Raw genomic sequence first — 14239 nt, 5'->3', positions numbered from 1 at the left:
GAATCTAAACAGCCGACAGAAAGGTGGAAACTCGAACATGGTCGAGGGAATTCGATCGGAACTAATCGGAGCGGGTCTCAGCCTCGGGCATCTCCGGTTCGGCTCTTCTTCAAGGTCATCGCTGCATCGATCCTCCCCGGCGTGGTCGCGGGCGGTGTCTTCACCTTCTTATTGTCGGCGAAGTCGTGACGATGATCTTTTTTGCCGTTTACGACCAGCGCACCGTCCCGACACCAATGTGGGCGGGAATTCGAGAGCAGATCAGCCCAACCATCCTTGCGACGGTAAGAGGAGACGCCCATGCTTGACAGAAACGACTTTCAGCCCGTCGACGCGGCCATCACCCCACGCTTTTCCGACGTCGCGACGTTTCTGCGGACGCGTCGGCACGATATCGTTCGCGGAATCGACATCGGCTTGTGCGGCGTTCCTTTTGATCTTGGCCTGAACTATCGTTCGGGTCCCCGCCAAGGACCATCCGGCGTCCGCGAGGCGTCGCGCATCATCCGCCGCATCCATCCCGTGAGTGGTGTGCGGCCGTATGACCTGTGCACCGTCGCAGACATCGGCGACGCGCCGATCAATCCTCTGAACAAGGATGTTTCCATCGACCAGATCCAGGCGTATTTCAAGGAGATCAAGGATGCGGGCATTCGGCCGATCGCGGTCGGCGGCGACCACACCATCCCGACGCCGATCCTGCGGGCACTGGCCGCGGATCGGCCGGTCGGCATTCTCCACATCGACGCGCATGCCGACGTGATGGACACGATGTGCGGCACGAAGGTGAACCATGCCACCTTCATGCGCCGCGCCTACGAGGAGAACCTGATCGATCCCAAGCGTGTGGTGCAACTTGGCCTGCGCGGCAGCCGCTTCGGCGATGACGACGTCCAGTTCGGTTACGACAAGGGCTACAACATCATCACCCTGGACGAGTATGAAGATATGGGCCGCGCTGCCGCGATCGAGAAGATCAACAGCGTCATCGGCGACGGTCCCTTCTATCTCTCTCTCGACATCGACAGCATCGATCCCACATACGCGCCGGGTACGGCCGTGCCGGAAATCGGCGGCCTTCTTCCGCGCGATCTCCAGGTGATCATCCGGTCGCTTCAGGGCAAGGATCTTATAGGCGCCGACATCAGCGAAGTGGCGCCGGTCTACGATCCGACCGGCATTACCTGCGTCACCGCTGCAAACATGATGTTCGAAATACTCTGCATCATGGCCAAAGGCGTCGAGAAAACTCGCTAGCTGCCACCGGCTTCCGAACACAACCGGCCTCTGGGCGAAAGCGGCGTGAGAGAATGAACGAGTCCATTTTTGCAGCCATAGACAGATCTTTAGATGTCGACCGCATGGTGGCGGCCTGTCAGGAAGTCGTAAGGACCCCCAGCCTTTCCTTTGAAGAAGGCAATGTTGCCGCGATCTATCTCCGGCATCTTCGGGAGCTGGGGTTAGATACCGCTGAAATCGATCAGAACGGCAACGTCATCGGTGTCCTGCGGGGGGAGGGTAATGGTCCGTCACTGATGGTAAACGGCCATATTGACCACGTCCCGGCGGGCGAGATGAAAGATCCGTTCAGCGGGGACCTTGTCGATGCCGGACGCTGGGACGAGGAAGGCGTCGCGATCTATGGACGCGGCACCTGCGACATGAAATGCAATGTCATGGCAAGTGCCCACGCCATCGCGGCCATCAGGAAAGCAGGCGTAAAGCTTCGCGGTGATGTGGTTTTGGTCGCGGATGTCGGCGAGGAAGTCGACTCGCCGCTGGGCGTTCCCTCCGTGATCGCGCGTGGCATCCGGACGGACTTCGGGTTGAACACGGAATCCAGCCGCGGCCGCATTCACATCGGCCATCGCGGCAAGATCGACGTCGAGATCATCATCCACGGGAGGACATCCCACGCCTCCGAACCGGGCAATGGCGTCAATGCGGTTTTCCAGGCGGCCCCGTTCCTCGACGAGCTGCAGCGGTACGCCAAAACCCTCAAGGACGATGATGTTCTCGGACCTGCTACAGTCACGCTGATCTCAATGAAATCCACGCCGGACAACGGCACCGCGGTCGTGCCCGATCGGTGCATCATCCGCGTCGACAGACGATATGTGCGCGGCGAGAGCGCCGAGAGCTGCGAGCGCGAGCTGCGTGGCATCCTCGATAACCTCGCCACCGGCAATCCCGGCTTCAGGTACGAGCTCCAAGTCATCGTTCACTATCCGATGATGTGGGTCGAACCGGGCAACCCGGTCGTCAAGGCCGCGCTTCGCGCGAGGCAGAGCGTCACGGGTCGGCAGGACACCGTCGCCTCATGGCGATTTGGCGTCAACGGCACGTTCATGTGCGCGGCGGGCATCCCGACCGTCGGCCTTGGCCCCGGCAACGAGAAGTGGGCGCATACGCCCGATGAGCACATCCTTGTCGCGGACCTTGTCGAGGCATGCGGCATCTGGAGCCGCATGATCGTCGACATCTGCGAGACCGCCTGACGCACCCTTTCCACGAAACAATCCGTACGGAGAGTTCCATGAGCAGACTTCTTCAAACCGGTCTCAATGCCGGCAAAGATCCGGTCATCAAGGTCGTCGATGGCGAGGGCGTGTACTTCATTCTGGCCGACGGCCGCCGTCTTATCGACGGCAGCAACACCGGCGGGCCACTCGGCCACAAGCATCCGGTGATGGTCGAAGCGATGATCAAGGCGGCATCGAATCCCGTCATCAACGAAGGGTGGTTCTGGGCGGAGCGCGAGGCAGCGGCCGAGGACCTGATCGATATCGCTTTTGGCGAGGAAAAGAGCTGGGTCGGCGCCGTTCGCTTCTTTCTGTCCGGAAGCGAGGCCAACGATCTTGCATTGACGTTCTCCCAGGCACTCACCGGCCGCACGGAGCTTGCCGCCCGGGAGCGCGCATATCATGGGATGGCCGGGCTTGCCCGGCAGATGACGGTGCAGCCCCATTGGCATGGCGGCTTGGCGATCCAGGGCGGTGGCAGCAAGCTGGTTCCGGCGCAGGTTCCCGTCCGGATCTTGCCCGGCCCGATCAATGCCAGGTATGGCGGCGTGGGGGATAACCGGCCGCTCGCCGAACGCTTGGCGGGTGCCGAGGAGGCGCTGGCCTCCGTGGCGGCGACGATTATCGACTACACGCAAGGGGGCATCTACTACGATCCGGACTATCAGGACTACGTGGCCAGGGCGGCACGGAAAGCGGGATCTCTCTGGATCGCCGACGAGGTCGTGACCGGCCTTGGCCGGAGTGGCCGATGGTTCGCCTTCCAGGGGGGCGAGACGCGACCGGATATCGTCACGCTCGGCAAGTGCCTTGCCGGCGGGTCCGCCCCAGCAGGAGCGGTCGTGATGTCGAAGGACATCGTCGACGAAATGAAGGACAAGAGCTGGCAGACCTACAGCACTTTCCGCGCCCATCCGAGCGCCGTCGCCGCAATACGCGCTTACCTCTCCGTCATGAAAGACGGTGCAATCATCCGCCGCGTCAAGACTCTCGAAGGGAAGATGCGGCAGGGCTTGGTCGAGATCGCACGCCGGCACCCGAGCGTGGCTCGCGTTGATGGCTTCGGCTTGCACTGGACTGTCGAGCTTCATGGCCCGGACTGGCGCGATTGGTACGCCGACACGGCCGTGTCCCCGATCGCGTCCCGCGTTGCCGCCAAAGCAATCGAGGCCGGTGCGATCATCGGCACCAGCGGCGAGCAGACATCGCTGTTCCTCGCGCCATCGTTCATCATCTCGGATGCCGAACTCGATACGCTGCTGTCAGCGCTTGACCATGGCTTAGCTCTGGCGGATGCCGAGTATGAACGCGACGCGGCTTGAGAGGAGCGACAGATGACCGACAATTCGAGTCAGGAGGACGTCCGATCGGCCGTGCAGGCATATCTGGACGCGCTCTATTTCGGTGACGTTGACCGTTTTCGTTCGGTCTTTCATCCCAGAGCGCAGCTCTATTCCGCTACCGAGGGAACGCTCGTAAATCTGACTGTCGACGCGTACATGGACCTTGTTGCCGGACGGCCCTCGCCCAAGGGGAAAGGCGACGTTCGCCAGGACGAGATTGTCTCGGTTACTATTGCCAGCCCAACGACCGCTCATGCCCGGGTCAAGGACATCTACCTGCCGAAGAGGTTCGTCGACGACCTGACCTTCGTCCTCATCGACGGCAGATGGCAGATCGTTTCGAAGGTGTGGCACTTCGAAATTTAGCCAGCTTCTCCGCATTCAAAAGACGCCGACGTCAGCGTGGTTCATCCGCCCAGCGTAGCGTGCGCGCGTTTCAACGCTAATCAAAGGAAACCCATGTCGGTGCCCTTTCTTACATCGAGATTGAAAGATCCGGCTCTTCTTGCCGACAAAGCCTTTATTGCTGGGAAGTGGGTTTCGGCCGACGACGGTAAGACCTTCGATGTTTTCAACCCCTCGACCAGAGAGCGGATTGGCTCCGTCCCCGACCTTGATGCGGCGGAAGTTATGCGAGCGATCGAGCACGCTCACTCTGCCCAAAAGCGATGGGCGAAACTGCCGGCGAAGGTACGTTCTGCATATCTTCGCCGGTTCTATGATCTCATCGTTGCGAACGTCGACGATCTCGCCGTCATCCTGACCGCCGAAATGGGCAAGCCACTTCATGAGGCTCGTGCGGAAATTCTCTACGGTGCGGCCTATGTTGAATGGTTCGCGGAGGAGGCAAAACGGCTGAACGGTGATGTGATCCCAGCGCATCAGGCCGACAAGCGTATCCTCGTGCTCAAAAAGCCTGTCGGTGTCGTCGGTGCGATTACGCCTTGGAATTTTCCCAGCGCGATGCTCGCTCGAAAGCTTGCTCCCGCGCTCGCCGCAGGCTGCGCCATGGTTGCAAAACCCGCCGAGCAAACTCCGCTGTCGGCGTTGGCACTCGCCGTCCTTGCTGAACGTACGGACATGCCGGCCGGTGTTGTCAACGTGTTGACGTCGACGGACGCGGCCGTGGTCGGAACCACCTTCTGTCGGAGCAAGCTCGTTCGCAAAATATCCTTCACGGGGTCGACCGGCGTTGGCCGCCTTTTGATGCGTCAGGGAGCCGACCAGATCAAGAAGCTCAGCCTCGAACTGGGCGGCAACGCGCCGTTCATCGTCTTTGACGATGCGGATATCGACGCGGCCGTCGAAGGCGCAGTGGCGGCGAAGTTCAGGAATGCCGGCCAGACCTGTGTCTGCGCCAACCGCATCTACGTGCAATCGGGCGTATACCAGGAGTTCGCCGAGAAGCTCGCCGTCCGTGTGAGTGACCTCAAGGTGGGCGACGGCTTTGCCGATAGTACGGAAATCGGTCCGCTCATCGACGAAAACGCCGTCCGGAAGGTCAGTGAACACCTTCGGAATGCGCTTGCCTTGGGCGCGCGGATCACGGTCGGTGGCTCTGTCGCCGAACAAGGTGGTCGATTTTTCCTCCCGACCGTTCTCGTCGGCGCCACACCGGAAATGAAAGTTGCCAAGGAAGAAACATTCGGCCCGCTGGCGCCGCTGTTCTCTTTCGAGACCGAGGACGACGTGATTGCGATGGCGAACGATACCGAGTTCGGCCTGGCCGGATATTTCTATTCACGCGACATCGGACGAATCTTCCGGGTGGCCGAGGAGCTGGAAACCGGAATGGTCGGGGTCAACACCGGTCTCATCTCCACCGAAGTCGCGCCGTTCGGCGGTGTCAAGCAGTCGGGATTGGGACGAGAAGGCTCGAAGTACGGAGCGGACGACTACGTCGACCTGAAGTACATCTGCCTGCAGGTGTGACGCTTTGCGTATTGGCTCGTTCGCCACGCTCGGACTTCGGTTTGGCGCGTCTCATGGTCGAACTCGGCAAGACATGTTCCGGAGGCCCACTCGGATGTCGCGGCCTCCTCTATCGAAATCATGCAACCTGGCCGATTGGGCCGCTAGCAACCAAGCAGTCCGGCGAGGGGGAGAAGGTATGATGCAGCAAGCCGTAGCTGATTATTTCGCCCGGTTTGGAGTCCCGATGGAGGTCGTTTCGTTCGTCGACCGCCCTATCGGCCATTTCATCGACGGCAGGGAAACGGTAGCGACAGCAGACCGGATCGATCTGGTCGAACCCTTTACGCGGAGCAGGCTGACGGGGGTCGTCAACGGAACGGCCGCCGATGTGGACATGGCCGTTGCCTCCGCCCGCGGGGCGCTCGCCGGGCCGTGGGGCAAGATGTCCGCGCTGGACCGGCAGAAGCTCATTCTGCGTCTGGCTGCTGCGATGGAGACAGACGCTGACGTCCTTGCCCATCTGGAGGCGATCGGCGTCGGCAAGGCCATTTCTGACGCCAGGTTGATCGATGTTCCCGGATCGATCGCAAATCTCGAATACTTTGCCGGTTGGACCAGCAAACTCGATGGCCGGACGACGAATGCGGTCGCGCTACCTGGCGAGTCTTTCACCTATACGATCAAGGAGCCTGTGGGCGTCGTGGCCGCGATCGTCCCGTGGAACTTTCCTCTCCAGATTCTGAGCTGGAAGCTGGCCGCCGCACTTGCATGCGGATGCACCGTCGTCTGCAAACCGTCCGAGTTGACGCCCCTGTCTGCGATGAGACTTGCGCATTTGGCCTCGAAGGTCGGCTTTCCGGACGGGGTCATCAATGTGGTCAACGGCTACGGGCACGTCATCGGCCAGGCGCTCGCTTCTCATCGAGGCATCGATAAGTTGTCCTTCACCGGTTCCACGCGGGTGGGAACGTCCGTCGGGAAAACAGCCCTTGAGACGATGAAGCGCCTGACGCTGGAACTAGGCGGCAAATCGCCGGTGATCGTTACCGGCAAAGCCGACCTCGACATAGCCGCAAGCGCGATCCTGGTAGGCATCTTCATGAATTCAGGCCAGGTCTGCGACGCGGGATCTCGTGTCTATGCGGACGCCAGCATTCATGAGGAGTTGCTGGCGCGGCTGAGGACCGGCGCCGAAGACATGCCGATCGGAGCGGGTCTGGATCCCAATTCGAAAATCACGCCTCTCGTCTCCAGCGCGCACCGCAGCAGCGTCTTGCAGCACATCGACGCCGCTCACGCCGAAGGGGCCGTGCTCGTGACAGGAGAGGGCAGTGGCGGGGGCGGCCGTGAAGACGGGATCCTGCAGCCGACGATCTTCGATCAGTGCTCGGAGAAAATGGGCATTTTCCGGGAGGAAATATTCGGGCCTGTGCTGGGCGTATCGCGGGTCAACACTCTCGACGATGCTGTCGAGCGGGCCAACTCAAGCATCTACGGTCTCGCCGCCGCCATCTATTCCGACAGCGTCGACGAAACGATCGCGCTGTCTCGAAGGCTCAAGGCTGGCAATATCTACATCAATGCGCATGGCCTTGTTGATCCAACGATGCCCTTTGGTGGCCTGGGTGCCTCCGGCTTTGGCAAGGACATGGGACCGGAGCAGCTCGATGGCTTCCTTTCGACAAAAAGTGTCTACGTGCAGCTCAATAGATGAAGGGCTCGCTGGGAACGGTTTGAAGCAATCTATGGGAACAACTCCGGCATCGCACAGGCGGATAGCGGCCCCCTTGCGGTCATTCCAATCCTAACACTGAGCCAAGCTCGGGTTTGGACATTCCACTGGACTTCCTGTCAATAGGAAGCATTGGTCGTAGCGAGGAGAGCGCTATGACGAGAAAGCGGCCGGCAGAGGATGGGGTCGAGCCCGCAGATGAGAGCGACGCGGCTGCCCCGACCGAATGCGAACCGCATTTTTCGATATGGAGCCGGGGCTCCGACAGATCGAGGGGATGCTGAAGCTGCTCTCCATCCTGGGCGAAGCAGGGAATACGGTCGAGCCCGTCGCACTCGCCGCCCTGGCTCGTGCCGGAGAGAGCGCGTTCGAGCCACTGTCCGCGCAATGGCGCTCCGGGTTTAAGGCATCAAGAGTATCTGGAACGCGTGGCCATGATTGAGCTGGCCGAGCTGATTTTCCGCTGGACACCTGTGCGGCAGCAAGCATTGGTCGGCTGAGGGAAGGCCAAGGTCCAGCTGGTTAGCTTGAAGGCGACTCCACGCCGCCCGACAATGTGAGAGCAGTTCTCCAGCCCGCATTGCGGGCTCGTGTCAGTGCAGGCAGCCGGTCATGGCTGGCCGAAGCTGATGGAGAACAACCATGGAAGAATTGAATCACGATAAGAACGCTGCAGATGTGGTCGTCGAAGCGGCGACCGTACCCGTCCCGCTGAAGGGCGGACGCCACTTCATTTACTCGTCGGCTAGGAGTAGAGCGCCTTGGCGCGCCGACGCTTCAGCAGGCGCAGAGGATCCCGGCGATTGTGCCACCATCGCCTCCACAAGATAGTGGACACACAAAGCGCCTAACTGAGACGGGGCCGAAGAAAACCGTTGGAATAGAGGCTTCGTGGAGAGACTGTTCCACGATCTTCAGTCTCAGTAGCTCCAAGCGACCGAAAACATTACGCTATTTGGAGACAGGAAGGCGTCGGCGAAAATCGAAGGACCGAATGGTGGGCGTGACAGGGATTGAACCTGTGACCCCTACGATGTCAACGTAGTGCTCTCCCGCTGAGCTACACGCCCATTCGCGCCGCGCATAGACCACATCCGGACGGTTCGCGTCAATAGCGGATGGAACGTCCGAAAAAGTTCGCAGGGCGGTTGCCGCCGCGGTCCGCGAATGCATCGTATCGATGTCCCGAGACGAAGCGGATCAGGCGGCCTGAAGCATCTTGCCGACCTCGTTGACGAGATCGCGCAGGTGAAACGGCTTCGACAGGACCTTGGCGTCTTTCGGCGCCTTTGAATCGGGATTGAGCGCCACCGCCGCGAAGCCGGTGATGAACATCACCTTCAAATCCGGATCGATCTCTGTCGCCCGCCGCGCCAGTTCGATTCCGTCCATCTCCGGCATGACGATATCGGTGAGAAGAAGCGAAAACGGCTCTTCGCGCAGCCTTTCGTAAGCGCTGGCCCCATTATCGAAATCACTGACGTCGTAGCCGGCGCGCTCCAGCGCCTTGACCAGAAAACGGCGCATATCGTCGTCGTCTTCAGCCAGAAGAATGCGTACCATTTATCCCGTCCGAATCTCGAAACGGCCGCCCGGAAGACGGCGCGTCGTCCACCGCCCTTATATGAAGAACGTTGGGTAAACATCAAGTGAATGCGCGGGCATCGATTCCCGGTCCGGTCCGTATCGCCCAAGGCACCACTGGACACTCCATGCGCCAGATGGCACGCTCCAGGAATGAACGACCCGCGTAAGGAAAGCAGCCTTTCTCGATGACAGCCGCACCCGATTTCTCAGTCGACCAGGCCTTCGAGGTGCGCGGCGCGCCGGGCCAGAAATTTCCTTTCGTCCTTAGTTCGCCGCATAGCGGCCGGCACTATCCCGAGCGTTTCCTGGCGATGTCGCGGCTCGACCGCAACGCGATCAGGCGTTCGGAGGACAGTTTCGTCGACGAACTCTTCGCCGGCGCCATGGCGCTCGGCGCGCCGATGCTGGCGGCGCATTTCCCGCGTGCCTATCTCGACGTCAATCGCGAGCCCTGGGAACTCGACCCTCGCATGTTCGCCGAGCCCGTCCCGCCTTTCTGCAATATCCGCTCGCCGCGCGTAGCCGGCGGTCTGGGCACCGTTCCGCGCATCGTCGGCGAGGGCCAGGATATCTATTTCCGCCGTCTGCCGCTTCAGGAGGCCGTGAGCCGCATCGACGGCATCTACAAACCCTACCACGAACAATTGAAGCGCCTGCTATCCATGACTCATATGCGTTTCGGCTACGCGGTGCTGATCGATTGTCACTCCATGCCGGCCGGCATCCGGGTCGGCGAGAGTGGCATCAGGCCCGACTTCATTATCGGCGACCGCTTCGGCACATCGGCCGCGGCCGCCCTGACGGACTGCACGATCGAAACACTGGCGGCCATGGGTTACAGGGTGGTCCACAACAAGCCCTATGCCGGTGGTTTCATCACCGAACATTACGGCAGGCCCTCGGAGGGGCTTCACGCCGTTCAGATCGAGGTCAATCGCGGGCTCTATATGAACGAGCGCACCTTCGAGAAATCGGCTGGCTTCCTGGCGCTGGCCAGCGACCTCACCGCGCTCGTGGCGCGGCTGATGCAAATGCCACCGGATCTGCTCATGCCGCTGCCGCTCGCCGCGGAATAGAGACGAGGCCCGAAGTTTCGACGACGTCCCGCGTCACAAAAAAGACCGCGACGCTTGCGCGACGCGGTCGAGGTCTAGGGAGGAAACGCCCAAGGAGGGCATAAGCAGGACTAACCTGCCTGATCTCGACTTTATGTTGCATTGCACAAATGTCAAGCGCCGTTTGAACTTTATCAACCATTGAAATATCGGAAGCGGACCATCCAACTCCTGCTTCAAAGGATTCGCCCATGATCGTCACAGCCGCCTTCATGCGCCGGATCGCCGAGGTCGCGGCCGCGGAGACCCTGCCGCGCTTCCGCCGGAACGGCGCGGTCGCCAACAAATATGTCGAGGGTTTCGACCCGGTCACCGAGGCCGACCGCGAGGCCGAGCAGGCCATACGGCGCTTGATTCGCGAGGAATTCCCCGATCACGGCATCCTCGGCGAGGAACATGGCCTCGAAAACGAGGCTAGCCCGCTGCGCTGGATTATCGACCCCATCGACGGCACGCGCTCCTTCATCTCGGGCATGCCGCTATGGGGAACGCTCGTAGGGCTGACGGATGGCGGCAATGCTGTCGCCGGCATGATGTCGCAACCCTTCACCGGCGAATTCTTCTTCGCGGCCGACGGCCGGTCCACCTATGAGGGGCCGGGCGGGACGCGCGCCCTCTCCACACGCGGAACGACCGATCTCGCCGACGCCACGCTTTGCACCACCACGCCGGCGCTGTTTCCGGGCGGCAAGAGGAAAATCTACGACGATCTCGAAAGCCGCGTTCGTCTGGCACGCTACGGCACGGATTGCTACGCCTATGCCATGCTGGCCGCCGGCAATATCGACCTAGTCGTGGAAGCGGGGCTTCAGCCTTACGACATCGCCGCGCTCGTACCGATCATCGAAATGGCCGGCGGCGTGATCACCGCATGGGACGGCGGTCCGGCCGAAGCAGGCGGCGACATCGTCGCGGCGGCAACGCCGGAACTGCACACCGCCGCCCGCAAAATGCTGCAAGCCTGATCGAGCACCCGGTTCAGGCCCCTGCCGTTACCTCGCCAAGCATGAAAGCCTTCGCGGCCGCTAGCATCTGCTCGCGATAGATATCCGCCTCCTGCAGGATCTCGTGGCGCGCGCCGTCGATCGTGAGAAGAGAGGCCGATCGCATGCGCCGCGCGCAATCCTCGATCGTGCGCGTCGATACCACCCTGTCGGCGCCGGCGGCGATGAAGAGGACCGGAATGTGGACCCCGGCGAGGAATTCGCTGTCGGTAGCCGTGGCGGCCGCCTTGCAGGCGGCATTGACCCAGGCGATCGAGGGGCTCCCAAGCGCCAGTTCCGGATGCTGTTCGTAGATCGCCACGTTGCGGCGAAAGCGCTCCGGATCGCTGGTCAGGACGTTTCCATCGAACAAAGGCAATTCATCGCTCCGGCGACCGCCGAGCTGCATCCCTCCCCCGCCCAGCAATCTCAGAAGGCCCGTCAGGCGCCTCACGGCACGCATTGAAAAAGGCAGACCGGAGATCGTGAAAAGCGGTGCGCAAAGAACCATGCGCTGGACTTGGTTGACCATGCCCGGCGCCGCCAGCAGCGCGATCAGCGCGCCGGTCGAATGCGCCAGGACAAAAAGCGGCAGGCGGCAGTCCGGCAGCACGATATCCTGGTAGAATTGCTCCAGATCCGTGACGTAATGGCCAAAACGACGGACATGGCCGCGCCGTGGATTCCTGAGCAGGCGCTGCGACCCGCCCTGCCCGCGCCAGTCGAAAGTGGCCACGCCGAGGCCCGCCTTCTGCAAATCCCTGATCGTCTCGAAATACTTCTCGATGCACTCGTTGCGGCCTTGAAGCAGGATGACGGTGCCGCGCAGGGGCCGTTCCGTCGTGCCGAAAAGCGCATAGCGTATGCGCTTGCCGTCGCGCGTCGTGAACGTGTCGGCGGCGGCGTTCTCAGGCAGTGGATTGCCGGGACTGTCGAAAAGCAGGTCCGTCATCTTTCCCCTAGGCCGGTAATCATGTGCCGGGTGACCGGAAGTCACCTGATAAAGCGCTAACGGGGAAAAGCAAAGGCGTCGGGAGATCATCGAAGGAAAGCCGGAAGCGCCGCCCAGGCAGCTTCCGGCCCCTGACGAACCGGGTGGAAGGGACGTTGCACCCGGCCGGCATTCGCGTGGGCCCGGTTCATTTCCGCAACGGGCCATTCCTGCAAATTCGGCTGCAATTTACGAAGGGAGGGCTGAACGTCATCCGAAGCGGCGGTTCATGTGCCGTTCATTTTCTCGCGGCCGCCGCCCATGGCTGAAACGGCCTTGAAATCGGATTTGCGCCCACCCAAATCAGGAGTGCGGTCGCCCTATGGGGCCGCTGGACGTTCGGAAGCGCCAGGAAGGGCTTTCACCAGCGTCCAAACGCAAAACCATGTTGCTCAAAGGAGAACAGACCATGCGTCCTGTTGATTTTTCACCCTTCTATCGTTCGACCGTCGGTTTCGACCGCCTTTTCTCGATGCTCGACCAGCTTGCGACACCGGAAGGCGCGCAGACCTATCCGCCCTACAATATCGAGCGCACCGGGGAGGACGCCTATCGCATTTCGATGGCGGTCGCCGGCTTCTCCGACAAGGAGATATCGCTCGAGGCGCACCGCAACGTGCTGACCATCAAGGGCGAGAAGAACGAGGAAGAGAACGGCGACAGCGCTGAGTTCCTCTATCGCGGCATTGCCAGCCGCGCCTTCGAGCGCCGCTTCCAGCTTGCCGACCATGTCGAGGTGAAGGGCGCCGAGTTGAAGAACGGCCTCCTGCATATCGACCTCAAGCGGAATATTCCCGAAGAGCTGAAGCCCCGGAAGATCGCGATCTCCGCGGCCAAGGACAAAGAGGGCAAGCAGATCGAGGCGAAGGCCGCGGCCTGACGAACGCCTCTACGGCTTGTGCATTTCGGCGGCGCCCTTCGGGGCGCCGTTTCCTTATTTTGCGCCCGATCCCAGGAAGGCCGGTCAGGCGATAAGTGCGCCGAAACGATCGACCTCCTCTTCGCTCGTCGCGAAGCTGGCGACGAAGCGGCAAAGCGTCTCGCCTTCCCCGATCTTTCCCGAAAAGCTGTGCGGCGGCTTCCATGGATGGAAGATCGCGCCCTTCGCCTGAAGCATCCCGACCGTCTCCTTCGTCATGATGCCGAACACTTCATTGGCCTGAGGCTTCCACGCCAGCCGGACCTTGCCGGATGCAGTGAAATGTCCGGCGAGCCGCGCGGCCATGGCGTTGGAGTGGCGCGCCGCCTCCAGCCACAGGCCGTCTTCGAAATAGGCCTGGAACTGCGCCGCGATGAAGCGCGATTTGGAAAAGAGCTGGGCGGCACGCTTGCGGATGAAAGGGATTTCGCCTGCCTTCGCCGGGTCCAGCACCACCAGCGCCTCGGCGCACCAGCAGCCATTCTTGGTGCCGCCGAAGGAGACGAGATCGACGCCGCGCCGCCATGTCATTTCGGCCGGCGTCGTATCGAGCGAGACGAGCGCGTTGGCGAAGCGCGCGCCGTCCATATGAAGCGGCAGCCCGTGGTCGCGGCAGATTCCGGCGATCGCCTCGATCTCGGCAAGGCTGTAGACCGTTCCGATCTCTGTCGATTGGGTGATCGAGACGCCGACCGGCTGACCGGCATGGACGAAGACGGGATCGAACTGTCCGATCGCGGCAGCAAGCTTCGCAGCCTCCACGCGTCCGGCGTCTCCATCGACCGGATGAAGGCGGGTGCCGCCGGAAAGGTATTCTGGCGCTCCACATTCGTCTTCGATCAGGTGCGCTTCGCGATGCGCGAAGACGAGCCCGCCCGGCCGGCTCATCGACGTTACGGAAAGCGAGTTGGCTGCGGTCCCCGTCGCGACGAAAAAGACGGCAACCTCGCGCTCGAAAATCTCGCAGAAGGTCTTTTCCACAGCCTTGTCGAGGTCGCTTGCGCCATAGGCCGTCGCGAAGCCCGCGGCGTGCTGCACAAGATTCCCGGCGATCTTCGGATGGGCGCCGGCCCAATTGTCTGAGGCAAAATGCATATCGAACGATCCATGCTGTTCATAAGGGAGGCAAACCC

The 14239-nt window shown here is 61.5% G+C and carries 12 protein-coding genes and 1 tRNA gene; 9 read left to right on the top strand and 4 right to left on the bottom strand.

The window, feature by feature from the left end:
• Positions 1–300 precede the first annotated feature (300 nt).
• The 6 genes from speB (at position 301) to RBH77_RS09400 (ending at position 7493) form a co-directional block, all read left to right on the top strand.
• Positions 301–1257 carry an agmatinase gene (speB, locus tag RBH77_RS09425; RefSeq protein WP_311031864.1) on the top strand — a complete coding sequence of 319 codons (957 nt, stop codon included), beginning with the start codon at positions 301–303 and terminating at the stop codon, positions 1255–1257.
• 53 nt (positions 1258–1310) lie between these two features.
• Positions 1311–2498 (top strand): M20 family metallopeptidase, encoded by a 1188-nt coding sequence (locus tag RBH77_RS09420; RefSeq protein WP_311031863.1) that lies wholly within the window; start codon positions 1311–1313, stop codon positions 2496–2498.
• Between the two features lie 38 nt (positions 2499–2536).
• Entirely contained in the window at positions 2537–3844 is a 1308-nt protein-coding gene (locus RBH77_RS09415; protein WP_311031862.1) for an aminotransferase class III-fold pyridoxal phosphate-dependent enzyme, read from the top strand.
• Between the two features lie 12 nt (positions 3845–3856).
• Positions 3857–4231: a nuclear transport factor 2 family protein gene (locus RBH77_RS09410; protein ID WP_311031861.1), complete on the top strand. Its 375-nt coding sequence runs from the start codon at positions 3857–3859 to the stop codon at positions 4229–4231.
• A 93-nt stretch (positions 4232–4324) separates the two neighbouring features.
• Positions 4325–5797, top strand: a complete 1473-nt coding sequence (locus tag RBH77_RS09405; protein WP_311031860.1) for an NAD-dependent succinate-semialdehyde dehydrogenase — start codon at positions 4325–4327, stop codon at positions 5795–5797.
• Positions 5798–5975: 178 nt separating this feature from the next.
• Entirely contained in the window at positions 5976–7493 is a 1518-nt protein-coding gene (locus tag RBH77_RS09400; RefSeq protein ID WP_311031859.1) for an aldehyde dehydrogenase family protein, read from the top strand.
• Between the two features lie 1013 nt (positions 7494–8506).
• Here the strand turns inward: RBH77_RS09400 and RBH77_RS09395 are convergent.
• Positions 8507–8581: transfer RNA gene (locus RBH77_RS09395), tRNA-Val, on the bottom strand.
• Positions 8582–8711: 130 nt separating this feature from the next.
• On the bottom strand, positions 8712–9074 hold the full coding sequence (gene cpdR, locus RBH77_RS09390; protein ID WP_311031858.1) for a cell cycle two-component system response regulator CpdR: 363 nt from the start codon (positions 9072–9074) through the stop codon (positions 8712–8714).
• A 209-nt stretch (positions 9075–9283) separates the two neighbouring features.
• Between cpdR and RBH77_RS09385 the strand changes: the two genes are divergently transcribed.
• A complete protein-coding gene (locus RBH77_RS09385; RefSeq protein WP_311031857.1) occupies positions 9284–10174 on the top strand; it encodes an N-formylglutamate amidohydrolase in 891 nt (296 codons plus the stop codon).
• 230 nt (positions 10175–10404) lie between these two features.
• Positions 10405–11178: a histidinol-phosphatase gene (hisN, locus tag RBH77_RS09380; RefSeq protein ID WP_311031855.1), complete on the top strand. Its 774-nt coding sequence runs from the start codon at positions 10405–10407 to the stop codon at positions 11176–11178.
• A gap of 13 nt (positions 11179–11191) precedes the next feature.
• Here hisN and RBH77_RS09375 read toward each other — a convergent pair whose 3' ends face one another.
• Positions 11192–12148, bottom strand: coding sequence for an alpha/beta fold hydrolase (locus RBH77_RS09375; protein ID WP_311031854.1), 957 nt, complete (start codon positions 12146–12148; stop codon positions 11192–11194).
• 448 nt (positions 12149–12596) lie between these two features.
• Between RBH77_RS09375 and RBH77_RS09370 the strand changes: the two genes are divergently transcribed.
• Entirely contained in the window at positions 12597–13067 is a 471-nt protein-coding gene (locus RBH77_RS09370; RefSeq protein ID WP_311031853.1) for an Hsp20 family protein, read from the top strand.
• A gap of 84 nt (positions 13068–13151) precedes the next feature.
• Here the strand turns inward: RBH77_RS09370 and RBH77_RS09365 are convergent, their stop codons facing one another.
• Positions 13152–14201, bottom strand: coding sequence for a threonine aldolase family protein (locus tag RBH77_RS09365; RefSeq protein ID WP_311031852.1), 1050 nt, complete (start codon positions 14199–14201; stop codon positions 13152–13154).
• Between the last annotated feature and the right edge of the window lie 38 nt (positions 14202–14239).

It is taken from the genome of Mesorhizobium koreense, from assembly GCF_031656215.1.
Classification (GTDB): domain Bacteria; phylum Pseudomonadota; class Alphaproteobacteria; order Rhizobiales; family Rhizobiaceae; genus Mesorhizobium_L; species Mesorhizobium_L koreense.
Note: the sequence above shows the minus strand (reverse complement) of the source record. Positions and strands in the feature narration are given on the sequence as shown.

What these genes read in the sequence shown, in the direction of transcription:
- speB (WP_311031864.1), top strand. Translation starts at nt 301, where the DNA reads ATGCTTGACAGAAACGACTTTCAGCCCGTCGACGCGGCCATCACCCCA.
- RBH77_RS09420 (WP_311031863.1), top strand. Translation starts at nt 1,311, where the DNA reads ATGAACGAGTCCATTTTTGCAGCCATAGACAGATCTTTAGATGTCGAC.
- RBH77_RS09415 (WP_311031862.1), top strand. Translation starts at nt 2,537, where the DNA reads ATGAGCAGACTTCTTCAAACCGGTCTCAATGCCGGCAAAGATCCGGTC.
- RBH77_RS09410 (WP_311031861.1), top strand. Translation starts at nt 3,857, where the DNA reads ATGACCGACAATTCGAGTCAGGAGGACGTCCGATCGGCCGTGCAGGCA.
- RBH77_RS09405 (WP_311031860.1), top strand. Translation starts at nt 4,325, where the DNA reads ATGTCGGTGCCCTTTCTTACATCGAGATTGAAAGATCCGGCTCTTCTT.
- RBH77_RS09400 (WP_311031859.1), top strand. Translation starts at nt 5,976, where the DNA reads ATGATGCAGCAAGCCGTAGCTGATTATTTCGCCCGGTTTGGAGTCCCG.
- cpdR (WP_311031858.1), bottom strand. Translation starts at nt 9,074, where the DNA reads ATGGTACGCATTCTTCTGGCTGAAGACGACGACGATATGCGCCGTTTT.
- RBH77_RS09385 (WP_311031857.1), top strand. Translation starts at nt 9,284, where the DNA reads ATGACAGCCGCACCCGATTTCTCAGTCGACCAGGCCTTCGAGGTGCGC.
- hisN (WP_311031855.1), top strand. Translation starts at nt 10,405, where the DNA reads ATGATCGTCACAGCCGCCTTCATGCGCCGGATCGCCGAGGTCGCGGCC.
- RBH77_RS09375 (WP_311031854.1), bottom strand. Translation starts at nt 12,148, where the DNA reads ATGACGGACCTGCTTTTCGACAGTCCCGGCAATCCACTGCCTGAGAAC.
- RBH77_RS09370 (WP_311031853.1), top strand. Translation starts at nt 12,597, where the DNA reads ATGCGTCCTGTTGATTTTTCACCCTTCTATCGTTCGACCGTCGGTTTC.
- RBH77_RS09365 (WP_311031852.1), bottom strand. Translation starts at nt 14,201, where the DNA reads ATGCATTTTGCCTCAGACAATTGGGCCGGCGCCCATCCGAAGATCGCC.